The sequence below is a fragment of the Teichococcus oryzae genome (genome assembly GCF_008386565.1).
Taxonomy (GTDB): domain Bacteria; phylum Pseudomonadota; class Alphaproteobacteria; order Acetobacterales; family Acetobacteraceae; genus Pseudoroseomonas; species Pseudoroseomonas oryzae.
In genome coordinates, this window is record NZ_VUKA01000001.1 from 977,816 (window position 1) to 999,821 (window position 22,006).

Below are 22,006 nucleotides of genomic sequence, written 5' to 3' on the forward strand. Positions count from 1 at the left end.
TGCCTCCGGGCCTGGCGGCAACACCGGGAAGGGCCAGGAAGATGAGCGCAAGCGCGGAAACCGTGGCGCGTGGCGGCAATGCGCCACCACAGGACGATCCCTATACCCTGACGCCCGAAGGCGTCATGGAAGCGCCGACCGGATGGGGCGCTTCCTTCAAGCATCTGGGCCCGGGGCTGATCCTGAGTGCCTCCATCGTCGGCTCGGGCGAGCTGATCGCCACCACCACCCTGGGCGCCACCGCGGGCTTTGCCCTGCTGTGGATGGTGATCTTCTCGACCTTCGTGAAGGTCGCGGTGCAGGTGGAGCTGGCGCGCTGGACCATCTCCACCGGCCAGCCAGCGCTGACCGGCTACAACAAGGTGGGCCCCCGCATCGGCCGCGTTGGCTGGATCAACGTGCTATGGGCGCTGATGGCGCTGACCAAGCTGTTGCAGATGGGTGGCGTGATCGGCGGCACCGCCATTGCTCTCTCCATCCTGATGCCGCTGGGCGGGCCGCCGATGAGCGGCACCTCCGTCACCATCTGGACGACGATCGTTTCGCTGGGCAGCATCGCGCTGCTGTATTCCAACAGCTACAGCCTGATCGAGAAGGGCGCGACCGCGCTGGTCGTCGTGTTCTCCATCGTCACCGTCGCCATCGCTCTGGGCCTGCCCTTCACGCCCTATGGCTATGACATGGACGACATCGCCACGGGCCTCGCCTTCACCATCCCGGCGGGCGCGATCGGTGCGGCCATCGCGATGTTCGGCATCACCGGCGTGGGCGCGGACGAACTGACCTTCTACACCTATTGGTGCGTCGAGAAGGGCTATGCCCGGCATGTCGGCCCGAATGACGGCTCCGATGCGTGGAAGCGCCGCGCCAAGGGCTGGATCGGCGTGATGTACAAGGATGCCTTCGTGTCCTGGTGCATCTACACCTTCGGCACGCTGGCCTTCTACCTGATGGGCGCCGCCGTGCTGAACCCGCAGGGCGTGGTGCCGCAGGGCAACGAGATGATCACCTCGCTGTCGCGCATGTACACCGACACGCTGGGCGAATGGGCGGGCGTGCTGTTCCTCGTCGGCGCCATCGCCGTGCTGGGCTCCACCCTGTGGGCGGCGGTGCCGAGCTGGTCGCGCATGTATGTCAACCTGCTGGCCGAGATGGGCGTGCTGGACTGGAAGAACCGCGAGCAGCGGCTGCGCTGGATCCGCGGCTTCACCATCGGCCTGCCGATCGTCTGGGGGCTGGCCTATCTGTTCGTGCGCTCCCCCGTGCTGATGATCCAGATCGGCGGCGCGGCCACGGGCGTGTTCCTTCTGGCCGCGGTGATCGCCGTCTGGTACCTGCGGAACACGGAAACCGATCCGGCGATCCGCGGCGGCTCGGTCTTCAATGCGCTGCTGGTGGTGAGCAGCGTCGCGATCGTGCTGCTCGGCGTCTACACCGGCCTCAGCGTGTTCAAGCTGGTCTGACGCCACGCTACCGGCGGGCGGGGGAGCACCATCCTCCGCCCGGACCTGCAGGGGTGGGGCGGCTCATGGTTTGCCGCGCGCCCGAATCTCCTCCAGCAGATTGGCCAGCAACGTGATCTGCTCCTGCTGTTGCTCGACTAAGGAGCGAAGCTGCTCCGCCCGCATCCGGTCGAACTTGTCGTGCAGCGCCATGATCTCGATCTCGGCCTTCAGGTTGACCTCGTAATCATGCGCCGCCACCAGCCGGTCGCGGGCTGATTGCCGGTTCTGGCTCATCATGATGACCGGCGCCTGCAAGGCGGCCACCATGGACAGCAACAGGTTCAGGAAGATGAACGGATACGGGTCGAAGGGCCGCGTCAGCAACGCCGTGTTCGCCAATGCCCAGCCCGCCAGCACCAGCACGCTGATGATGATGAAGCCCCAGGACCCGCCGAAGGCCGCGACCTGATCCGCCAGGCGGTCCCCGAAGCTGAGCTTGTCGGCGAAGGCCTCGTTGGTATCCTGGCTCAGTGGGCGACGTTGCAATGCGCGGGTCAGCGCGCGGCGCTCCGGCTCACCCAGCCTGACCTCCTCACCGAACCATTGCGCGGCGGCGTCGTAGTCGGGATGGAGTGCCTTGCTCATGGAGATTCTCCACTGCGGGCTGTCAGGGGTGGGGGGCGGCCTTGGCCTGGAACCACGACCCCAGCGCCATCCAGGGCCGCGCATCCCAGAAGCGGCTGGCTTGGCCAGAGGTGGACGGCATCACCCACAGCATCGGGAAATCCGCCGGCCCCTCGACCCGGCCATAGGAGATGGCGCTGGTGCGGCGCTCCAGAAAGGCGGCTGCGGGGGCCTTGGCGGTGAAGGCCACCGCCAGCGGGCGCACCGCCCGGATGCGCGCGGCGAAGCCTTCCGGGTCATAGGCATCGGGCGGCAGCTGGTCGTCATTGCCCGAGGCATGCTTCGCCATGTCGGTCAGCCCGATGCCAAGCCAGAGCAGGGACGGGTATTCGGCCGGCGCCAGCCTGCGCGGGGTCAGCCCGGCCTGGTGCAGGATCGACCAGAAGCGGTTGCCGGGATGGGCGTAATAGGCACCCCGCGCCGCCGACACCGCGCCAGGCGCCGAGCCGCAGAACACCAGCCGCAGCCCCGGCACCAGCAGGTCGGGCAGGATCTCCGGGCGGGACGCGGTCATGCCGGGGGCAGGACAGCCGGGAGCAGGGCGGCAATGCGCGCTTCCAGCCGCTCCCGCGCGGGCGGGACCGGATGGTGGCGCGCGCCGAAGGCATCCCGCGCCAGGAAATGGCCGGTCAGCCGCAGCCCCTTCAGCCATTCGCTCGGGTCCCGCTCATCCTGGCCGCCTTGCAGGAACAAAGGCAGCGGCAGCAGCCGGTCCCGGTAGGGCTCGGCCGCCTCGGCGCTGACGGCGCGGCCGGTGCGGGGAGAAACATGGGTCAGATGCCCGGCCGTGCCGGTGACGGCGCAGGAGGCGAGATCGAGGCCATAGCCCAGCGCTTCCAGCAGCAGCGCTTCCCAGCGGATGTAATCGGGCATCAGCGCCTCGGCGCCGCGGCCCAGATTCGCCATCAGCGCGAGCAGGCCGGAAAACACGCGCGGCTGGGATTCCCGCTCCGGCAGCGCGTCACTGGCCAGGGCGCAGGCGGATTGCAGCAGGGCGAGGGCCAGGGGATCGTCCATGGCCAGGGCAGCGGAGGGGTGCACCATCTCCCCGGTGAAATGCCCCAGCTGCTCGGGAAGGCGCCCGATCCAGCGGACCTCCACCAGATTGCCGGGCTGCCACAACCCGGCCTGGGCGCGGGACGCGCCGCCCCGGGCCAGGCCCAGGTGGCGGCCATGCGCCTCGGTCAGCACCGAGATCACGGCGCCGCCCTCGCCATGCGGGCGGGCCTCCAGCACGATGGCGGGGGCCTGCCATTCCATCAGGCGATGGCCTCAGCCGGCATCGTCCAGGCCGATGGCGCGCAGCCGGGCGCGCTCCTCGTCCCAGCCCTGGCGTTCCTTGACGTTCAGGAACAGATGGACGCGGCGTTCCAGCAGCTTTTCCAACTCGGCCCGGGCCCGCTTGCCGATATCCTTCACCTTGCTGCCGCCATCGCCGATCAGGATCGCCTTCTGCGAGGCGCGGCCGACATAGATGGTGCAGTCGATCCGCACGGAGCCGTCGCGCCGTTCCTGCCAGGATTCGGTCTCCACCGTGGCATGGTGCGGCACTTCCTCATGCGTCTGGCGCAGGATCTGCTCGCGCACGATCTCGGCCGCCAGCATGCGTTCCGGCAGGTCGGACAGCTCGTCCTCCGGAAACAGCCAGGGGCCGTAGGGCAGGCGGGCCGCCAGCGCGTTCATCAGCCGGTCCAGCCCGTCGCCCTTCTCGGCGCTGATCATGAACGTCTCCTCGAAGGAGAGCTGCTGGTTCAGCGTGGCGGTCAGCGGCAGCAGGGTCTTGGTGTCGATCAGGTCGGACTTGTTCAGCACCAGCCAGATCGGCACCTTCGACCGCTTCAGGACGGACACGATGCTTTCCACCGCCTCCGTCATGCCGGCGCGGGCATCGACCATCAGCAGCGCCACATCGGCGTCCTGCGCGCCTTCCCAGGCGGCGGCGACCATGGCGCGGTCGAGCCGCCGGCGCGGCGCGAAGATGCCCGGCGTGTCGGTCAGGATGATCTGCGTCTGGCCCTGCATCACCACGGCGCGGATGCGGAATCGCGTGGTCTGCGGCTTGGGCGAGACGATGGTGACCTTGCTGCCGGTCAGCCTGTTCACCAGGGTGGACTTGCCGGCATTCGGCGCGCCCACCACGGCCACCATGCCACAGCGGGTCTGCTCCCCGGGTCCGGCGGTGTCGGTGTTCTCGCTCATCACTTGCCTGTCTTGTCCTTCACGCCCTTGTCCTGAACCTGGGCGAGCCATGCCTCGGCGGCCGCCTGTTCCGCCGCGCGCTTCGAATCGCCCTGGCCTTCCGCTTCCCGTCCTTCCGCCTTCACCGCCACCAGGAAGTGCGGCTTGTGCGAGGGGCCGGTGCTGGAAACCAGGCGGTATTCCGGCAGCCCTTCCGCCCGGCCCAGGGTGTATTCCTGCAACCGGCTCTTGGCGGACATGGGGGGCGTCGGGTCCGCTTCCAGGAAAACCGACCATTCGCGGCGGACGAAGTCCCGCGCCACCTCCAGCCCGGCATCCAGGTACAACGCGCCGATCAGCGCCTCGGTGGCATCGGCGATCACCGTGCCGCGGCCGCGCAGGCCGGTGCGGCCCTCGGCCGGCGGGATGCGCAATGCGGCGGGGAGGCCGATCGCCTCGCCCACCTTGGCCAGCGTGTCCGCCGCCACCAGCACGGAAAGCCGCTTGCCCAGCGCCCCTTCCCGTTCCCTGGGGAAGCGCTCGCTCAGCCATTCGGCCATCACCAGGGCAAGGACGCGGTCGCCCAGGAACTCCAGCCGCTCGTTGGAATCCAGCATTCCCTGCTTCGGGTCGGCCGCCGAGCGATGCGTCATGGCCTGCGCCAGCAGGGCCGGGTCGCGGAAGCGGTGGCCAAGCCGGGACTCGAAGCCGCTGCTCATGGTTCCCGTCCCGTCAACGCACCGCCATGAACAGGCGGCTCCAGCGGATGGCGAAGGGCCAGGCCCAGACCTCGTACCAGGCGGCGGAGCCATCGACGGAGAAGAAGATCCGCTCCGCCCGGCCAACCAGATTCTCCAGCGGCACGAAGCCGACGCCGCCGATCATGTCACGGCTGTCCAGGCTGTTGTCACGGTTGTCGCCCATGGCGAAGACATGGTCGGCGGGAACCAGAAATTCCGGCGTGTTGTCATAAGGGCCGTTGTCGGTCTGTTCCAGGATCTGGTGCCGCACCGCCTCCGTGCCGCCGGGGCTGGGCGGCAGGGTTTCGCGGAACAGCCGCACCGTCATGCGCGGCCCGTCGCCTTCCACGGTGTAGGGACCAAGTGATTCACGCGGCGCTTCCTGCCCGTTCACGAACAGCCGGCCGCCGCGCAGCTGGATGCGGTCGCCCGGCAGGCCGATGATGCGCTTGATGTAGTCCGTGCTGTTGTCGCGCGGCAGCTTGAACACCGCCACGTCGCCACGCTCCGGCAGGGAGCCGAAGATGCGGCCGGAAAACAGGTCCGGGCTGAAGGGCATGGAATGCCGCGAATAGCCATAGGCGTATTTCGACACGAACAGGTAGTCGCCCACCTGCAGGGTCGGGATCATGCTGCCGGAGGGAATGTTGAACGGCTCGAAGGCAACGGTGCGGATGCCGACGGCGATGAGCCCGGCATACACGACAGTCTTGATGCTTTCGAGCCAGCCGCCCGTCTTCTTGGTCATCGTCGGATCGCGCGAGGCCCCCAATGGGTAAGGTGCAGTGGGATGGTGCGGTGGGAAGGTACGGAAGCCGCCGCGCCAATGGCCGCGACCCCGAGGGTAGAGCCCGGCGTGGCCCTGGCTGTCAAGGAAGCGGGGCGGGCGGGCGCAGCTCGAAAGCCTCCGCCAGCAGCCGCACGGAGCGGCGGCGCGCTTCCGGGTCATGGATCGGGCTGAGCACCGCCACCTCCTCCGCGCCCAGCTCCGCCGCCAGGGCCTCCAGCTTGCCGCGCACCTGCCGCGGCGTGCCGATGGCGGCGCGGGCGCGCATGCGCTCCAGCTTGTCGCGCTCGGCCGGCGTGGCGGGATAGGCGGCGGCTTCCTCCGGCGAGGGCAGGGCGGGGTAGATGCCGCGGTCCCGCGACAGCTTCCAGACCGCGCGGGACAGGAACAGCCGCTCCGCCTCGGCTTCGGTTTCAGCGCACATCGCCACCACGGCGATGGCTGCCTGCGGCGCGGAAAGGCGCCCCGCCTCCGGGCGGAAGCCTTCCCGGTACAGCCGCAGCGCCTCGGCGGCGCCGGCACCGTCGGTGATGAAATGCGCGAAGCCATAGGGCAGGCCGAAATAGGCGGCGAGCTGGGCGCCATAGTCGGAACTGCCCAGCACCCAGACCTCCGGACGCGTCGGCCCCTCGGGCTGGGCGCGCACGGCGCGGAAGGGATGGTTTTCCGGCAGCCCTTCGCCCAGCCAGCCGAGCAATTCCTGCACCTGCGCCGGGAAGCGGTCCGCCCCGGCCTGGGCGGCGGCCGGGTTCAGCGCATAGGCCGTCCGGCCATCGCTGCCGGGGGCGCGGCCGACGCCGAGGTCGATGCGGCCGGGAGCGATGGCTTCCAGCACGCGGAACTGCTCGGCCACCTTCAGCGCCGAATAATGCGGCAGCATCACCCCGGCCGAGCCCACGCGGATCTGCCGCGTCGTGGCGGCGATGGCGCCGATCAGGATTTCCGGCGCGGAGCCGGCATGGCTGTGGCTGTTGTGATGCTCGGCCAGCCAGTAGCGGCGATAGCCCAGCGCATCCGCGAGCTGCGCCAGGGCCAGGGTTTCGCGGATCGCCTCGGCCGCGTCACGGCCGGCGGCGATGCTGGACTGGTCGAGAATGGAAAGGGTCAGCGCCATGCGGCGAGCCTAGCGCGACGGATGCGGCGGCGGAAACCCATGCGCCGGGCGCGGCGGTTCCGCATGGCGCTGCCGCATGCCGTCCAGCGGCCCTTCCACCAGCCAGTCGGCACCCTCGGCCACCGCGAAATCCGGCCCCAGCGGCGCCTTGCCGGCGCCACCGGGCAGATCCAGCACATAGGTGGGCCAGGCCAGTCCGGTCAGTTGCCCGCGCAGCGCCCGCAGGATGGCGCGGCCTTCGGCGATCGGCACCTCGAAGCGGGCGGTTCCCGGCGCGCGGTCGAGCTGGTGCAGGTAATAGGGCTTCACCCGTGCGGCCAGCATGGCGCGAAACAGCGCCTCCAGGGCCTCCGCGCTGTCATTGACGCCGCGCAGCAGCACGCTCTGGCCCAGCAGGACGGTTCCCGCGCGGTTCAGCGCCCGCAGGGCGCTGCGGGCGGCCGTGCCGAATTCGCGCGCATGGTTGGCATGGACGCACAGGAACAACGCCTTGTCGGTTTCCAGGGCATAGAGCATCTCTGGCGTGATCCGCTCCGGCGCCGCCACCGGCACGCGGGAATGCAGGCGGATGATGTCCAGATGCGGGATGGCCGAAAGCCGGCGGATGATGTGGCCGAGGCGGCGCGGCGACAGCATCAGGGGATCGCCCCCCGTCAGCACCGCTTCCCGCACCTGCGGCGTGGCGGCGAACCAGTCGAGCGCGGCCTCCAGCTCCGCTTCGGAAAGCAGGCCGCCATCCGGGCCCACCACCTCCCGCCGGAAGCAGAAGCGGCAATAAACCGGGCAGGCCAGCAGGGGCTTGAGCAAGGCGCGATCGGGATAGCGGTGGACCACCCCCTTCACCGGCGTGAAGGGCACGTCGCTGGTGGGGTCGGAGCGCTCCTGTTCCGCCGTTTCCAGTTCCGCCATGTCGGGGATGTATTGCCGCGCGATGGGGTCGGCCGGGTCGGCCGGGTCGATCAACCCCTGAACCGTGGGCGAGACGGCGATGGCGTAGCGGGCCGTCAGCCGGTCCAGCTCCGGCTCGGCCCCGGGCGGCACCAGGCCGGCCCGAACCAGCGCGGCGGGGCTGCGCAAGGTGCGCGCTTCTGCGGCCGGCATTGTGCGTGGCTTGGTATCGGCGGAACCATCGGGCATGGTCGGGCGCCTTACGCCTGGAAAGCCCGCCGCCGCAATGCCCGATCCCGCAAACCTCCTTCCCGACTGGCATCCGGACAGGCTGGCGGCGCGCCTGCCCGCTCTGCGCCGCCGCGCCCGGCTGCTGGCCGAGACCCGCGCCTTCTTCACCGGGCGGGGCTACATGGAGGTGGAAACCCCCGCTCTCGTGCCGGCGCCGGGGATGGAGGTTCATCTCGCTGCCTTCCGCAGTGAGTTCCGGCCGATGCTGGAGGGGGAGGCCATGCCACTCTGGCTGCGCACCTCGCCGGAGCTGGCGATCAAGCGGCTGCTGGTGGCGGGTTGCGGCCCGGTCTTCGAGATCGCCCGCGTTTGGCGCAATGGCGAGGTCAGCCCGCGCCACGCGCCCGAATTCACCATGCTGGAATGGTACCGGCCCGGCGCTTCCCTTTCGGCGCTGATGGATGAAACCGAGGATTACGTCCGCGCCATGCTGCCGCCACGCGTGGCCTCGGCCGGCGTGGAAACCGACCTGTCCCAGCCTTTCGAGCGGCTGAGCGTGGCCGACGCCTTCCGCCGCCATGCGGGCGGCCTCGACATCCTGGCGACGCTCGGCCCGGACGGGCAAGGCGATGCCCATGCCCTGCATGAGGCCGCCGGCGCATCCGGTATCGCGCCCCGGCCGGCGGAAAACTGGGAAGACCTGTTTTTCCGCATCCTGCTGGAGCGGGTGGAGCCGCAGCTCGGGCGGGACCGGGGCACCTTCCTGACCCATTGGCCGGCCCCGCAGGCGGCGCTGGCCCGGCGCGACCCGGCCGAGCCGCGCGCCGCCCTGCGCTTCGAGCTGTTCGTGGCCGGCCTCGAACTGGCCAATGCCTTTGACGAACTGACCGACGCGGAGGAGCAGGCGGAGCGCTTCGCCCGCGACGTCGCCGAGCGGCAGCGGCTTTACGGCGAAGGCTGGCCGGTGGACGCGGATTTCCTGGCGGCACTGCGCCATGGCATGCCGGCCACCTCCGGGATCGCCCTCGGCTTCGACCGCCTGGCCATGCTTGCGGCGGGGGCGGCCTCGGTGGCGGACACGCTGTGGCTGGGACGCTGGCCCTATCCGGGGTGAATGCCGGGCGTCAGACCCGTTCCGGCTCCGCTTCCGTTGTTTCAAGCAGGCGCCACATCCCGCCGGTCAGGATCTCGCTGGGGCGGAAGCGCGCCTTGTAGGCCATCTTCCGGCTCTGCGGCACCCAATAGCCGAGATAGACATAGGGCAGGCCCATCTCGACCGCCCGCTGCACAAGCCACAACACCGCGAAAGTGCCGAGGGAGCGCTTTTCCAGCGCCGGATCGAAAAAGGAATACACCGCCGAAAGCCCGTCGCTGAGCCAGTCCGTCAGGCAGCCGCCGAGCAACTGGCCGGACGTGTCGCGGAACTCGATCAGCCCGGTGGTGATCGGCGTGTCCTCGACCATGGCGCGGTAATCGTAGAAACCCATCGCCGCCATGTCGCCATCCTGGTGCCGTGCCCGCTGATAGGCCTGGAACAGGGTGAACTGCTCCGCCGTGGCGCGCGCCGGAGCGGCGGTGCCGATCAGCCCGGCATTGCTGCGCAGGATGCGGCGCTGGGTGCGGTCGGGGGTGAAGCGCGCCGCATCGATGCGGATCGGGATGCAGGACTGGCAGCCGGCGCAAACCGGCGAATAGGCGATGTTGTGGCTGCGGCGGAAGCCGGCGCGGGACAGGCGGTCATGCAGCGTCTCGGCCTCGGGGCCGGTCAGCTCGGTCACCACCTTCCGCTCCATGCGCCCAGCCAGATAAGGGCAGGGCAGCGGAGCGGTGGTGTAGAAGAAGTGCGGGCGCTTGGCCGATCGGTGCAGCATGTTTCCGTTATCTTCCGCATCCGGGAACCCGGATGCAACAGCCGGATGGCGGTTTGTTTTCAGCCGCCTGCCGGGGAAAGAACAAGCCGGTGCCCGCGATCGGCCGGAACGCTGCCCAGGGGCAGCAGGGCGTTGCCCGCCGCTCCCTCCGGCGCCGCCCCGGCCCAGCGCCGCAGCTGGTCGCCCCAATGGCGGGACAGGGGGTGGCCGGACTGGCCGGTGGCGATCACTGCCCAGGCGCCTTCCGGCGTGGACAGGTCGAAAACGGCCCGCAGCCCGGCGCCCTGGACATGGGTGAACTGGTCGCCGGAACCCCGCATGCCGCCGCGGCTCACCGTCTGGTCATCGCCCACCGTGGGCACGGCCAGGGCGGTGAGATCGCCCAGCACCGGCAGGAAGCGCAGCATCGGATGCTCGAACCGGGCCTGGTGCGCCTTCCCCCACCGCCAGGCGGAAGGATCGGCGCCGAAGCGGGCGGACAAGGCCGTCACCGCCTCCCGCAGCGCCTGCCCGGCCAGCACCGCGCAGGCGCCGCCCGGGGCGAAGGGTGGCGCGGCATCTTCCCCCGCCGCGCGGGGGCGGCACCAATGGGCGCCGCGGCCATCGGGATGCAGCACGAAGCGCAGGAATTCCGGCGTGGCGCCCCAGGCGCCTTCCGGCACGCCGCCATGCGCCAGGGCCAGCTGGGCGGCGCGCGGCCACCAGGCATTGAAGATCAGGGGCTGGGGCCGGTCCACCGCCATGGCGCCATCCCAGGCCAGCAACAGGTCGCGTGCCGTGCCGGCGGCGCCTTCCGGCCGGGGCAGGGCGCGCAGCAGCGGCAGCATCTCCCGCGCGAACAGGCTGACGGCGTCGTGCTGCATGGCCGCCAGATCCTCGGGCGCGTGGCGCGGCGCCGCGGAGAGCAGGTCCTGGATGCGGGCGAAACGCCAGTCGCCGAACCAGTCGCGGCCCAGGAAAGGCTCGGCCCCGGCGGGCTGGACGCGGTTGTTGGCATTGGCCAGCACACCCGAGGGCGGGGCTTCCCGGTGCGGAAGCGCGTCGAACGGAACAAAGCCATTCCAGTCATGGCTGCCATCCCAGCCCGGCGCGGGCACCGAGCCATCGCCCGCCCGGCGCAGCGGCGCGCGGCCGGTCAGGAACATGCCGATCCCGCCCGCGTCATCCGCCACCATCAGGTTCTGCGGCGGGGAAGTGATGCGGGATGCGGCCTGCAGCGCCTCGGCGAGCGAGGTCGCGCGGTTCAGCGCCAGGAGGCCATCGGCGGCGCTGTCCCCCGGCGCGAGATTGGCCATGGAAACGGCCAGCACCGTGCCCCCTGCCAGGCCGACGGCGCCTTCCGCCAGGTCGCTGACCACCGGGCCATGCCGGGTTTCGCGCACGGACAGCACTTCCGGCTCCCGGCCCCGGATGGCGATGCGCTCCTCCCGCGCCGTGAAGGGCCGCGGGCCGTCCGGCGTTTCATAGCCGCCATCGGCGAGCCGCTCGACAAACACATCCTGGGTGTCGGAATGAGTTGTGGTGAAGCCCCAGGCCAGCTTTTCATTGCGGCCGATGACCATGAACGGCACGCCGGGAGAGGTGGCGCCGGCGCGGAACCGCCCACCCGGCAATTCGATGCGCGCCAGGTACCACAGGATGGGCGCGTTGAAGCCGAGATGCGGATCGGATGCCAGCAGGGCCGCGCCGGTCGTGGAGCGGCCGGGCGCCACCGCCCAGGCGTTGGACGCGGTTTCGGGCAGCGGCGCCTCGGGGAAGCGTGGCAGGGCGGCGGCGAGGCGCGACAGGCGATCCACATCCAGCGCGGCGCGGCGGTCCGGCTCGCCGGCGCTGTCATCCGCGGGCCACAACTCCGCCAGCCGTTCCGGCGGCAGGATGGCGGCGAGGCGCGCCCGGTCCAGCTCCGTGCGCCAGTTGCCCGAAAGCCAGAGTCCCATGGTCTTGGCCCAGAGCAGCGCGTCCGAGGCACGCCACGGCTCCGGCGCGCCGAGGGCGAGGAATTCAGGGGCCGCCAGCCGCCCCTTCGCGTCGATCCAGGCATTCACGCCGCCGGCATAGGCTTCCATGATGTCGCGCGTGGCGGCTGGCAGGGCGGCGAAGTCGGCCTCGGCCCGCCGTGCCAGCCCGAGCGTGCGGCTGAAGCGGTCGAGCCGCAGCGCCGCGGGACCGGCGATCTCGGCCAGGCGGCCGGAAGCGTTGCGCCGCATCAGCTCCATCTGGAACATGCGGTCCCGCGCATGCAGCCATCCTAGGGCGATGATGGCGTCGCGCTCGGATTCGGCGGTGATGCGGGGGATGCCATGCGCGTCCTCCAGCACTGTCACGGGTGCGGACAGGCCCGGCAGGCGGATATTTCCTTCGCGCGGCGGCAAGGTGGCCCAAAGCAGCGCGCCTCCGCCGCCCAGGGCCAGCGGAACAAGGATGGCGGCCGTGACCAGGCCGCGCCGGAAGAACCGGCGCAGCCGGCCAGGGCGTCGTTGCATGACACACGATGTAGGACGGTTTCCGGGATGACGCAGCCCCGGCCGTGTTAAATGCCGCTTGCGATGAAAGATCCCATGACCCGGCAGGCCGCCGAGGCCCGCGGCCGCCATGCCGAGGACCGCGTGGCCGCGCGGCTGGAAGCCGGCGGCTGGTCCATCCTGGCGCGCCGCTTCCGCAACCAGGGCGGCGAGATCGACCTGGTGGCCGAGCGGGAAGGGCTGCTGGCCTTTGTTGAGGTGAAGGCCCGCGCCGCCCTGGCGGAGGCGGCCTTTTCCGTGACCCCACGCCAGCAGGCGCGGCTGCTGGCCGGCGCCGAGGCCTGGATGGCGGCGAATCCCGGCCATGGCGTGGAGGGTGTCCGCTTCGACGTGGTGCTGGTGGACGGGCAGGGGCGGATGCGGCGCATCATCGACGCGATCCGCGCCGGATGAGCCTCAGCCTCCGGATGGCCGGTGCTGGTACCGCAGCGGCACGCCAAGGGTGACGTAGCCACCATCCAACAGGAAGGGCGGCGGCGCGGCGAAGGGCGCGGCCCGCAGCACCGTGGTCAGGGCGGCCGCATCCAGCAATGGCTCGCCCGAGGATTGGCGGATCTTCGGCGTGTAGGGCTGTCCGTTCCGGTCCAGCGTCAGGTCCAGCACCACCGTGCCTTGCGGCATGATGGCCGGGCTGCGCGGGTCGCGCGGGTAGTACCGGCTGGCTTCCAGCTTGCGGCTGACGCCGGCCAGCCAGGCCGCCCGCTCCGTCCGTTGTTCCGGGGTCAGGTCGCGTGGCCCGGTGGCGCAGCCGGCCAGGGCAAGGCAGCAGAGCAGCAAGGCGCGGCGCATCATGACCTCGGAACAATCGGGGCGCATTATGGCGAAGCTTCCGTCGCCGTGGAAGGTTCGTTGCGCCGCTGCCGCCAGGTCGCGCCCGTAGGCCGGCTCAAACGGGGGCGATGCGAACCCCGGCGATGATCACCACCGCCTGCGCATAGGGATATTCGTCGGTCATGGTCAGGGTGATCTGCGCCGCGTGGCCGGCCGGGGTAATGGCATCCAGCCGCTTGGCCGCCCCGCCGGTCAGCCGCAGGGAGGGCTGGCCGCTGGACAGGTTCACCACGCCAAGGTCGCGCCAGAACACCCCGGCGCGAAAGCCGGTGCCGAGCGCCTTGGAGGCGGCCTCCTTGGCGGCGAAGCGCTTGGCATAGGTCGCGGCGCGCAGCTTCTCCGTGCGGCTGTCCGCCTTGCGCCGCTCGGCGGCGGTGAAGATGCGCTCCAGGAAGCGGTCGCCATAGCGCTCGATCGAGCGCTCGATGCGGCGGATGTCCACGATGTCGTTGCCGAGGCCGATGATCATGCCGCAGCCCTAGCCTCCGCCCTGGCCGGTGTCACCCCCGCCGGCTCCCTCATCCCTTCGACCGCTCGACCTGGATGATGCCGGGGCAGGCGCGCAAGGCGGCGACCACGTTGGACAGGTGCCGCAGGTCGGAAACCTCCAGGTCCACCACCACCTCGGCGAAATCCGGGGCGCGATGGGCGAAGCGGAGATTGTGCAGCTTGCCGTTCTGCTTGGCGATGGCGACGGTCATCGCCGCGATCGCCGCATCCTCGTTGCTGGTCACCACGTCCAGCCGCCCAAGATGCGCGCCGCCTGAGCCGGCCTCATAATCCCAGTCGATATCGAGGAAGCGTTCCGGCGTCGCCGCCAGGGCTTCCAGGTTGTGGCAGTCATGCTTGTGGACCGTGACGCCCTTGCCGGTGGAAACGATGCCGACGATGCGGTCCCCCGGCACCGGGTGGCAGCAGCCGGCGAACTGCACGGCCATGCCGGCGACCAGGCCGGTGATGCCATGGCTCGCTTCCCGCCGCCGCTCGGTCCGCACCACCGTGGAGCCCGGCTTGCCGCGGGCGCGGGCCAGCGGCAGGTGGTCCATCGGCCGAGGCGGGCCGCGCAGTTCCGGGATGGCGGCGTGCAGCACTTCGCGCGCGCCGATATTGCCATTGCCGACGGCGACGCAGAGATCCTCGAAGGAATTGTATTTCAGCGGCTTCAGCGCCGGTTCTACCAGCTTCTCGGCGAAGTCGATGCCTTCCTGGCGGAAGGCGCGGGCGATGGCGCTGCGGCCGGTTTCGCCGAATTCGGAGCGCTGCCGGGCCATGACGAAGCGCTTGATGCGCGCCTTGGCCTTGCCGGTGACCACGAAGCGTTCCCAGGCCGGGTTGGGCGTGCCGCCGCGCGCCGTGATGATCTCGACCTGGTCGCCATTCTCGAGCTGGTGGCGCAGTGGCACGATGCGGCCATTGATCTTGGCGCCGACGCAGGCATCGCCCACCTGGCTGTGCACCTGATAGGCGAAGTCGATCGGCGTCGCGCCGCGCGGCAGGGCGATCAGGTCGCCCTTGGGCGTGAAGCAGAACACCTGGTCCTGGTGCAGGGCGAGCTTGGTGTGCTCCAGGAAGTCCTGCGGCTCGGCGGCCGTTTCCAGGATCTCCAGCAATTCCTTTACCCAGGGATAGCGGCGCTGCTTCGGCACCTCGGCGCCGGGATTGCCGCCCTGCTTGTACATCCAGTGCGCGGCGACGCCGTATTCGGCGATCTCGTGCATGTCGGGGGTGCGGATCTGCACCTCGATCTTGGCGTTGCGGCGCTCCGGCACGGTGACGCCGGTGTGCAGGGACTGGTAGCCGTTGGGCTTCGGGGTGGAGATGTAGTCCTTGAAGCGGCCCGGCACCACGCGATAGCTGGAATGGATGGCGCCCAGCGTCGCGTAGCAATTCGCCTTGTCGGTGGTGACGATGCGGAAGGCCATGATGTCCGAGAGCTGCTCGAACTCCACCTTCTTCTCGTGCATCTTCATCCAGATGGAATAGGGCGACTTTTCGCGCCCCGTGACCTCCAGGATGGGAATGCCGGCTTCCGAGAGGTTCGCCCTCAGATCCGCGGAAATCTCGTCGATCAGGTCGGCGCCCTGGCCGCGCAGGAAGGCGAGGCGGGCGGTGATGGTCTGGTAGGCATCCGGCTGCAACTCGCGGAAGGACAGCGATTGCAATTCGGTCTTCACCGCATCCATGCCGATGCGCTGCGCCAGCGGGGCGTAGATCTCCATCGTCTCGCGGGCGATGCGGGCGCGGCTTTCCGGCTTCGGCTTGAAATGCAGCGTCCGCATGTTGTGCAGCCGGTCCGCGAGCTTCACCAGCAGCACGCGGATGTCCTCGCTCATGGCGAGGACCAGCTTGCGGAAATTCTCGGCCTGCTTGGTGCGCTCCGACTGCAGCTCCAGCCGGGTCAGCTTGGTGACGCCATCCACCAGTCGCGCAATGTCGCCACCGAAGCGGCGTTCCAGCTCGGCCAGGCTGTAGGTGGTGTCCTCCACCACGTCATGCAGCAGGGCGGTGGCGATGGTCGCGGTGTCGAGGCGGTAGCCGGCGAGGATGCCGGCGACGGCCAGCGGATGGGTGATGTAGGGCTCGCCATTCTCCCGCGACTGGGAGGCATGGGCGGTGGCGGCGATGTTGTAGGCCGCCTCGATCAGCGCCTTGTCGGCGCGCGGGTCATAGGCGGCGACCCGCCGGGCGAGTTCCGTGCCCGGTGTCTCGATGACGGGAGGGTCGCTGACCGGCGCCCCGGCCAGGGCCGCCGCCGGGGGATGGTGGGGCGCGGCGGCGCCGACCGCCGCGTCAGGCGCCTGCATAACGGGGAAAAGGTCGATCCTGGCGCCGGTTTTCAAGCGCGCCCCGTCACGGGCGATCGGTTCAGCGACGCCCGCCGCCGCCCAGCTCGGCGGCGATGGCGGCCTCGATGTCGTCGGCCGAGAGGTCCTCGTTGCCGGTATCCGGCAGCGGCTCCTCGCTGACATCCATCACGCCGAAGATGTTCTCGTCGGTGGCGATCAGGTCGATCACCTCCTCCTCCACCGGCTCCGGCTCCGGCGCGCGCAGCAGGGACTTGATCAGGTCCTGCTCCAGCTCGGCCGGCTGCACGGTTTCCTCGGCGATCTCGCGCAGCGCCACAACGGGGTTCTTGTCGTTGTCGCGGTCCAGCGTCAGTTCCTCGCCCCGGCTGATGTTGCGCGCGCGCTGCGCGGCGATCAGCACCAGCTCAAAGCGGTTCGGGATCTTCAGGATGCAGTCTTCGACCGTGACGCGGGCCATGGGCGGCCTCCAAATGCAGAAAATGCTGAACGCCTGAGATAGCCATCGCACCCGCGAAAGGCAAGTTTTCCGGGGATTCGGCGCGCCGGAAAGCCGTCAAAGCCGCTGCATGTCGGCCGGCGGCAGGCAGGCCAGCAGGGCCTCCACCGTTTCGCCGAGCCGCGGATGAACCCATCCCGGCGCCACCTCGGCCAGGGGCTCCAGCACGAAGCGGCGCAGATGGGCACGCGGATGCGGCAGCACCGGATCGGGGCTGTCCCGCACTGCCGCGCCCATGGCGATGATGTCGAGATCGAGGGTGCGCGGCGCGTTGGGATAAGGGCGCTGCCGGCCGGCCGCCTGTTCGATGTGCTGCAGGGCGGCCAGCAGGGCGGCGGGCTCCGCCATGCCCTCGCAGCGCGCGACGCCGTTGACGTACCAGGGGGCCCCCGATCCGGGCGGGTCCGGTTCGGTGAGCCACCAGCCGGACAGGGCGCCGAGGCGCAGCCCGGCGATGTTGTTCAGCGCGGCGGCGGCGGCGCGGCAGGTGGCCAGCGGCGCCGCGCCATCGGGGCCGGGCAGGTTGGCGCCCAGGGCTATCAGGATCATGGGGCTATCAGGATCATGAGGCGATCAGATCATCCCGGCTGCCTGAAGTCCGGCGCCATCTTGAGGGCATCGGTGGTGTCGAAGTCGCGCAGCACCGCGTCATCCGACATTTCCACCTCCACCACCTTCTCGGCATATTTGCCGACCAGGTGCCGGGCGCCGACATCGCCGGTGATCTCCAGCATCTCGGGAATGAATTCTCGCGCCCACAGCATCGGATTGCCCTGCTTGCCGCGGAAGGTGGGCATCACGATGGAGCGGCCTTCCTCCGGGTCGAAGGCCGCCATCAGCCGGTCCAGCATGGCGCCCGTCACCAGCGGCATGTCGCCCAGGCAGACCAGCACCCCCTCGACCTCCGGCGGCAGGGCGGCGAGGCCCGCCTTCAGGGAGCCCGACAGGCCCTCGGCGTAATCCTCCGTATGGGCGATCAGCACGGGGCGGCCGGCCAGCGCCTCCTCCACCCGCTGCGCCTCGTAGCCGGTGACGGCGATGACCGGGCGGGCGCGGCTTTCAAGCACGTTGTTCACCACCCGCACCACCATCGGGACGCCGGCCTTGTCGGTCACCATCAGCTTGTTCAGCGGCGCCATGCGGCGGGAGCGGCCGGCGGCCAGCACCAATGCCGCCACCTGGCGCGGGCGCCGCGGCGCCACGCCGGAGGAAGCCTGCGCCGCGGCCTGTTCGCGCGGCAGCGGCCGCGTCTCGATCTCCTTCAACAGCCCGCCCACGCCCATTCCGGCGATGTTGTTGCCATTCACCGGCAGGCCGGCGAACAGGCGTTGCAGCACCCAGTCGAAGCCGTTGAGCTTGGGCGAGCGGGCGCAACCCGGCAGCACCAGCGCCGGAATGTTGCCCAGCGCGCCGAGGCAGATCAGGTTGCCCGGGTCCACCGGCATGCCGAAATGCTCGATATGCCCGCCGGCCCTGACAATGGCCGCCGGGCCGGCGTCGCGCCGGTCCACCACGGCCGAGGCGCCGGCCACCAGCAGCAACTCGGCGCCCATGCGCTTCAGCCGGCCCAGCGCCTCGGCAATCGCGCCTTCCTCGTGCCGGCAGCGGATGGGGGGCAGCAGGGAGCCGGACAGGGCGGTGATGCGCGCCTCGGTGGCCGCCACCGTGCCCTCCAGGATGCTGTCCTTCAGCCCCGGCAGCTCGCTCAGCACCAGCCCGACCTTCAGCGGGCGGAAGGGATGCACCGCCAGCGCCCTGCCGCCGCGCGCCACCACCTCGGCCAGTTGCAGGGCGGCGGCGGGGGCGGAGAAGGGGATCACCTTCACCGTCGCCAGCATCTCCCGCGCGGAGACAGGGGTATGGTTCGGCAGGGTGGCGAGGGTCAGGCTCTCATCCAGGCGGTTGAGCCGGTTGACCAGCGCCTCATCCACCACGAACAGCCCGGCGGCATCGGCCAGGATGTTGACGCGGCCGGTCGCGGCGCGGGAACGGGCCAGGAGGGGCCCGAGCAGCGCCTCGCCCAGGCGTTGCGCCGCCTCGTCTTCCGGGATGTCGCCGGGCTCCAGCCGGGCGGCGATGATCTCGCCATGGCCGGTGGCCCGCAGCGCCGCCAGGGCGGCGGCGTCCAGCACCGTGCCCTTCTTCAGCACGCGCGGGGAGGTGCCTTCCGGCAGGCGGATGGTGTGCGCCAGGATCGCGCCCTCGGCTTCGGCGAGGGGAGTGGGGCCAAACTTCATGCGCGCTCCGCCAGGGCGGCACCGCGCCGCTTCGCCACGATCTCCGCCATGACCGAGAGGGCAATCTCGGGCGCGGTGACGGCATTGATGGAAAGCCCGACCGGCGCCGCGATGCGGGCGGTCTGCTCCGGGGTCAGCCCGGCCCCGGCCAGCCGGTCGAGCCGCTTGGCATGGGTCCGGCGGCTGCCCAGGGCGCCGATATAGAAGGCGGGGGACCGCAGCGCCACTTCCAGCGCCGGATCGTCCAGCTTCGGATCATGCGTCAGGGTGACCACGGCGGTGCGGCTGTCGGGCGCGAGGCGTTCCATCGCCTCGTCCGGCCATTCATCCACCAGGGTCACGCCGGCGCCGAAGCGTTCCTCCGTGGCGAAGGCGCGCCGCGGGTCCACCACGACCACGGCGAAGCCGAGGCCGCGCGCCATCGGCACCAGCGCCTGCGCCACATGCACCGCGCCCACCACGATCAGCCGCAGCGGCGGGTTGTGCGGCTGGATGAACCAGGCGGCGCCGTCATGCTCGACATTGGCGGCGCGGTCGGCGGCGAGGGCCGCCTCGGCGGCTTCCGTCAAAGGGGCGGGCAAGGGAGTGGGGGCCGCGTCCTCGGGATGGAGGTGCTGCGCGCCGTCGGAAAGCCGGGTCAGCAGCGCCACGGGCCGCCCGGCGGCGCGCGCCGATTGCAGCCGTGCCAGCAGGTCCGCCTTCACGCCAGCTTCTCCACGAACACCTTCAGCTTGCCGCCACAGGCGAGGCCGACTTCCCAGGCGCGCTCGTCGCTGATGCCGAAATCGAGCAGCTGCGGCGCGCCGGTCTCCATGGTCTTGCGCGCCGCGTCGGCCACCGCGCCCTCGATGCAGCCGCCGGACACGCTGCCGGCCAGCCGGCCGCCCGCCGTCACCGCGAGCTGCGAGCCGGCCGGGCGGGGCGAGCTGCCCCAGGTTTCCACCACCGTCGCCAGCGCCACCGTCTCGCCTTCAGCCAGCCAGCCGGCGGCGGTGGCGAGGATGTCTTCCTGATCGCTCATCGCTTCTGTTCCCATCCCATCCGGGCTCAGCGCCCCGGCCGCATCCCCTGCGGCCGTGCCGACAAGGTCTGCACCAGGGCGCGCAGGCTGTCGATGTTGTGGACCGGACGGTGCTCATGCACCAGGGGCAGCATGACGCGGATGCCCTGGGAGCGGGGCTGGAAGCCGGCGAAGCGCAGCAGCGGGTTCAGCCAGACCAGCCGGCGGCAGGAATGGCGCAGGCGCTCGGTGGCCGCGCCGAGGCGCGCCAACTCCTCCGGCCCACCGCGCTCCAGCCCGTCGGTGATCAGCAGCACCACGGCGCCCTGGCCGAGCACGCGGCGCGACCAGTGCTTGTTGAACAATTCCAGCGCCTCCCCGATGCGGGTGCCGCCGGACCAGTCGGGCACGATGTGGCTTACCATCTGGAACGCCGCCTCCGGGTCCCGGTGGCGCAGTTGCCTGGTGATGTTGGTCAGCCGGGTGCCGAACAGGAAGCAGGAAACGCGGTCGCGGTCATTGGTGACGGCGTGCAGGAAATGCATCAGCACCTGGGCGTAGCGGCCCATGCTGCCCGAGATGTCGCACAGCACCACCAGCGGTGGCGGGCGCACCACCCGCTGCATGCGGCGCAGTTCCAGGATCTCCCCGCCCTGGCGCAGGCTGTGCTTCATCGTGGCCCGGAGGTCGGCGCGGCTGCCGGCCGGATGGGGGCGGAAGCGGCGGGTCGGGCGCTCGTCCAGCGGCAGGGTCAGCTTGCGGATCTCGGTCTTGGCGGCGGCGATCTGCGCCGCGTCCATGGCGTCGAAATCCATCCTCCGCAGCGTTTCGGTGGCGCTGACGGTCAGCGTCGCGTCGATCTCCTGCTGCTCGCGCGGTGGCGGCGGCGGGATGGGGCGGTTGGCGGTCAGCGCTTCCGCCAGGCGCCGGGCGCCGGGGCCGGGTTTGGGCGGCGGCTTGCCCCCGGACAGGGCATCCATGGCGGCGGCATGGCGACCGGCCTCCGGGTCGCGCCACCAGAGCAGGAAGGCATGGTCGAAGATCTCCGCATGCTCGTGCCGGTGCACCATGGTGGCGCGTAGCGCGGCGCGAAGTTGCTTGCGGTCGCCGATCTCGATGCGGCGCAAAGCCTCGGCGCCGGCCAGCAACTCGGCGGGTCCGACCGGCAGCCCGGCACGGCGCAGGAGTCGCCCGAAGCCGAGCAGGTTCTCCGCTAGTTGCCGCCCTTCGCTCATGTCCAGGAAGAAGCCATGGTCAGAAGGGCAGGGCGGGCCGCGGCGTGGCGGCGTCCCGGGCCGTTTCGACCAGCTTCGCCGCTTCCTCGCCGCGCAGCTTGGCGATGTCGTCCTGGTATTTCAGCAGGGCGCCAAGGGTTTCCTCCACCAGCACCGGCTCCAACTCGCGCGCGTCGAGGGCGTTCAGGGCGGCCGCCCAGTCGATGGTCTCGGCGACTCCGGGATATTTAAAGAAATCCCCCGCCCGCACCGCCTGCACGAAGGCCACCACCTGCGCCGACAACTGCTCCGGCAGGTCCGGCAGGCGGGAGCGCAGGATGGCACGCTCGCGCGCCGCGTCGGGATAATCCACCCATTGGTAGAGGCAGCGGCGGCGGATCGCGTCATGCACCTCCCGCGTGCGGTTGCTGGTCAGCACCACCACGGGTGGTGTCTCGGCGCGGATCGTGCCGATCTCGGGGATGGAAAGCTGGAAATCGGCCAGGATCTCCAGCAGGAACGCCTCGAACGGCTCGTCCGCGCGGTCCAGCTCGTCGATCAGCAGCACGGCGGGGGAGCCGGACAGGGCCGACAGCAAGGGCCGCTCCTGCAGGAAGCGGCGGTCATAGATGCCGTCCTCCAGCGCGGCGCGGCCGGCTTCGCTGCCGGCCTCGCCCGCGGCCTCCGCCAGGCGGATCGCCATCAGCTGGCGCGCATGGTTCCACTCATAGGCGGCGGCGGAAAGGTCGAGCCCGTCATAGCATTGCAACCGCACCAGCCGCCGATCCAGGCCCTTGGCCAGCACCTTGGCGATTTCCGTCTTGCCGGTGCCGGGCTCGCCTTCCAGGAAAAGCGGCCGGCCCATGGCGAGCGCCAGATGCACGGTGGTGGCCAGTGCGCGGTCGGCCACATAGCCGCCGGCCGCCAGCAGCGCCTCGGTTTCCGCGACGCTGCTGGGCAT

Annotated in this window: 23 protein-coding genes; 3 read left to right on the forward strand and 20 right to left on the reverse strand. The window is 70.6% G+C overall.

Features of this window, described 5'->3' with window-relative positions:
- Positions 1-41: 41 nt before the first annotated feature.
- Complete coding sequence (locus tag F0Q34_RS04520; protein ID WP_149810902.1) at positions 42-1,463, forward strand: Nramp family divalent metal transporter; 1,422 nt, start codon at positions 42-44, stop codon at positions 1,461-1,463.
- Positions 1,464-1,526: 63 nt separating this feature from the next.
- Here the strand turns inward: F0Q34_RS04520 and F0Q34_RS04525 are convergent, their stop codons facing one another.
- The 8 genes from F0Q34_RS04525 to F0Q34_RS04560 form a co-directional block, all read right to left on the reverse strand.
- Positions 1,527-2,090: a DUF1003 domain-containing protein gene (locus tag F0Q34_RS04525; protein WP_149810903.1), complete on the reverse strand. Its 564-nt coding sequence runs from the start codon at positions 2,088-2,090 to the stop codon at positions 1,527-1,529.
- A gap of 22 nt (positions 2,091-2,112) precedes the next feature.
- Positions 2,113-2,643 (reverse strand): mismatch-specific DNA-glycosylase, encoded by a 531-nt coding sequence (locus F0Q34_RS04530; protein ID WP_149810904.1) that lies wholly within the window; start codon positions 2,641-2,643, stop codon positions 2,113-2,115.
- Entirely contained in the window at positions 2,640-3,389 is a 750-nt protein-coding gene (gene recO, locus F0Q34_RS04535) for a DNA repair protein RecO (protein WP_149810905.1), read from the reverse strand. Before recO ends, F0Q34_RS04530 begins: the two co-directional genes overlap by 4 nt.
- 12 nt (positions 3,390-3,401) lie before the next feature.
- Positions 3,402-4,328, reverse strand: coding sequence for a GTPase Era (gene era, locus F0Q34_RS04540; RefSeq protein WP_149810906.1), 927 nt, complete (start codon positions 4,326-4,328; stop codon positions 3,402-3,404).
- Positions 4,328-5,026, reverse strand: coding sequence for a ribonuclease III (rnc, locus tag F0Q34_RS04545; RefSeq protein ID WP_149810907.1), 699 nt, complete (start codon positions 5,024-5,026; stop codon positions 4,328-4,330). The genes era and rnc overlap by 1 nt, the downstream gene beginning before the upstream one ends.
- Positions 5,027-5,039: 13 nt before the next feature.
- On the reverse strand, positions 5,040-5,795 hold the full coding sequence (gene lepB, locus F0Q34_RS04550) for a signal peptidase I (protein WP_149810908.1): 756 nt from the start codon (positions 5,793-5,795) through the stop codon (positions 5,040-5,042).
- A 121-nt stretch (positions 5,796-5,916) separates the two neighbouring features.
- Positions 5,917-6,948 carry an LLM class flavin-dependent oxidoreductase gene (locus F0Q34_RS04555; protein ID WP_149810909.1) on the reverse strand — a complete coding sequence of 344 codons (1,032 nt, stop codon included), beginning with the start codon at positions 6,946-6,948 and terminating at the stop codon, positions 5,917-5,919.
- Between the two features lie 9 nt (positions 6,949-6,957).
- Positions 6,958-8,085, reverse strand: a complete 1,128-nt coding sequence (locus tag F0Q34_RS04560; protein WP_149810910.1) for a lysine-2,3-aminomutase-like protein — start codon at positions 8,083-8,085, stop codon at positions 6,958-6,960.
- Positions 8,086-8,122: 37 nt separating this feature from the next.
- Here F0Q34_RS04560 and epmA point away from each other — a divergent pair, with 37 nt between their 5' ends.
- Positions 8,123-9,181 carry an EF-P lysine aminoacylase EpmA gene (epmA, locus tag F0Q34_RS04565; RefSeq protein WP_149810911.1) on the forward strand — a complete coding sequence of 353 codons (1,059 nt, stop codon included), beginning with the start codon at positions 8,123-8,125 and terminating at the stop codon, positions 9,179-9,181.
- Between the two features lie 10 nt (positions 9,182-9,191).
- On the opposite strand, the gene F0Q34_RS04570 is transcribed toward epmA, so the two are convergent.
- Together F0Q34_RS04570 and F0Q34_RS04575 are read right to left on the reverse strand one after the other, a co-directional pair.
- Positions 9,192-9,938 carry an arginyltransferase gene (locus F0Q34_RS04570; RefSeq protein ID WP_149810912.1) on the reverse strand — a complete coding sequence of 249 codons (747 nt, stop codon included), beginning with the start codon at positions 9,936-9,938 and terminating at the stop codon, positions 9,192-9,194.
- Positions 9,939-9,997: 59 nt separating this feature from the next.
- Positions 9,998-12,421: a penicillin acylase family protein gene (locus F0Q34_RS04575; protein WP_149810913.1), complete on the reverse strand. Its 2,424-nt coding sequence runs from the start codon at positions 12,419-12,421 to the stop codon at positions 9,998-10,000.
- A gap of 75 nt (positions 12,422-12,496) precedes the next feature.
- Here F0Q34_RS04575 and F0Q34_RS04580 point away from each other — a divergent pair, with 75 nt between their 5' ends.
- A complete protein-coding gene (locus F0Q34_RS04580; RefSeq protein ID WP_149810914.1) occupies positions 12,497-12,853 on the forward strand; it encodes a YraN family protein in 357 nt (118 codons plus the stop codon).
- A 3-nt stretch (positions 12,854-12,856) separates the two neighbouring features.
- On the opposite strand, the gene F0Q34_RS04585 is transcribed toward F0Q34_RS04580, so the two are convergent.
- The 10 genes from F0Q34_RS04585 to F0Q34_RS04630 all read right to left on the reverse strand — a co-directional run bounded on the left by F0Q34_RS04585 (position 12,857) and on the right by F0Q34_RS04630 (position 22,006).
- Complete coding sequence (locus F0Q34_RS04585) at positions 12,857-13,276, reverse strand: TonB family protein (RefSeq protein ID WP_149810915.1); 420 nt, start codon at positions 13,274-13,276, stop codon at positions 12,857-12,859.
- A 70-nt stretch (positions 13,277-13,346) separates the two neighbouring features.
- Positions 13,347-13,760, reverse strand: a complete 414-nt coding sequence (acpS, locus tag F0Q34_RS04590) for a holo-ACP synthase (protein WP_149810916.1) — start codon at positions 13,758-13,760, stop codon at positions 13,347-13,349.
- A 49-nt stretch (positions 13,761-13,809) separates the two neighbouring features.
- Positions 13,810-16,095 (reverse strand): RelA/SpoT family protein, encoded by a 2,286-nt coding sequence (locus tag F0Q34_RS04595; protein WP_370751026.1) that lies wholly within the window; start codon positions 16,093-16,095, stop codon positions 13,810-13,812.
- A gap of 61 nt (positions 16,096-16,156) precedes the next feature.
- Entirely contained in the window at positions 16,157-16,555 is a 399-nt protein-coding gene (gene rpoZ / locus F0Q34_RS04600; protein ID WP_149810917.1) for a DNA-directed RNA polymerase subunit omega, read from the reverse strand.
- 96 nt (positions 16,556-16,651) lie between these two features.
- Positions 16,652-17,143, reverse strand: coding sequence for a 2-amino-4-hydroxy-6-hydroxymethyldihydropteridine diphosphokinase (gene folK, locus F0Q34_RS04605; protein ID WP_149810918.1), 492 nt, complete (start codon positions 17,141-17,143; stop codon positions 16,652-16,654).
- A gap of 29 nt (positions 17,144-17,172) precedes the next feature.
- Positions 17,173-18,831, reverse strand: coding sequence for an NTP transferase domain-containing protein (locus F0Q34_RS04610; protein WP_149810919.1), 1,659 nt, complete (start codon positions 18,829-18,831; stop codon positions 17,173-17,175).
- Positions 18,828-19,535: an XdhC family protein gene (locus F0Q34_RS04615; protein WP_149810920.1), complete on the reverse strand. Its 708-nt coding sequence runs from the start codon at positions 19,533-19,535 to the stop codon at positions 18,828-18,830. Before F0Q34_RS04615 ends, F0Q34_RS04610 begins: the two co-directional genes overlap by 4 nt.
- Positions 19,532-19,852 (reverse strand): XdhC family protein, encoded by a 321-nt coding sequence (locus tag F0Q34_RS04620; protein WP_149810921.1) that lies wholly within the window; start codon positions 19,850-19,852, stop codon positions 19,532-19,534. Before F0Q34_RS04620 ends, F0Q34_RS04615 begins: the two co-directional genes overlap by 4 nt.
- Before the next feature lie 26 nt (positions 19,853-19,878).
- Complete coding sequence (locus F0Q34_RS04625; protein WP_174241974.1) at positions 19,879-21,066, reverse strand: vWA domain-containing protein; 1,188 nt, start codon at positions 21,064-21,066, stop codon at positions 19,879-19,881.
- Positions 21,067-21,085: 19 nt separating this feature from the next.
- On the reverse strand, positions 21,086-22,006 hold the full coding sequence (locus F0Q34_RS04630) for an AAA family ATPase (protein ID WP_241665313.1): 921 nt from the start codon (positions 22,004-22,006) through the stop codon (positions 21,086-21,088).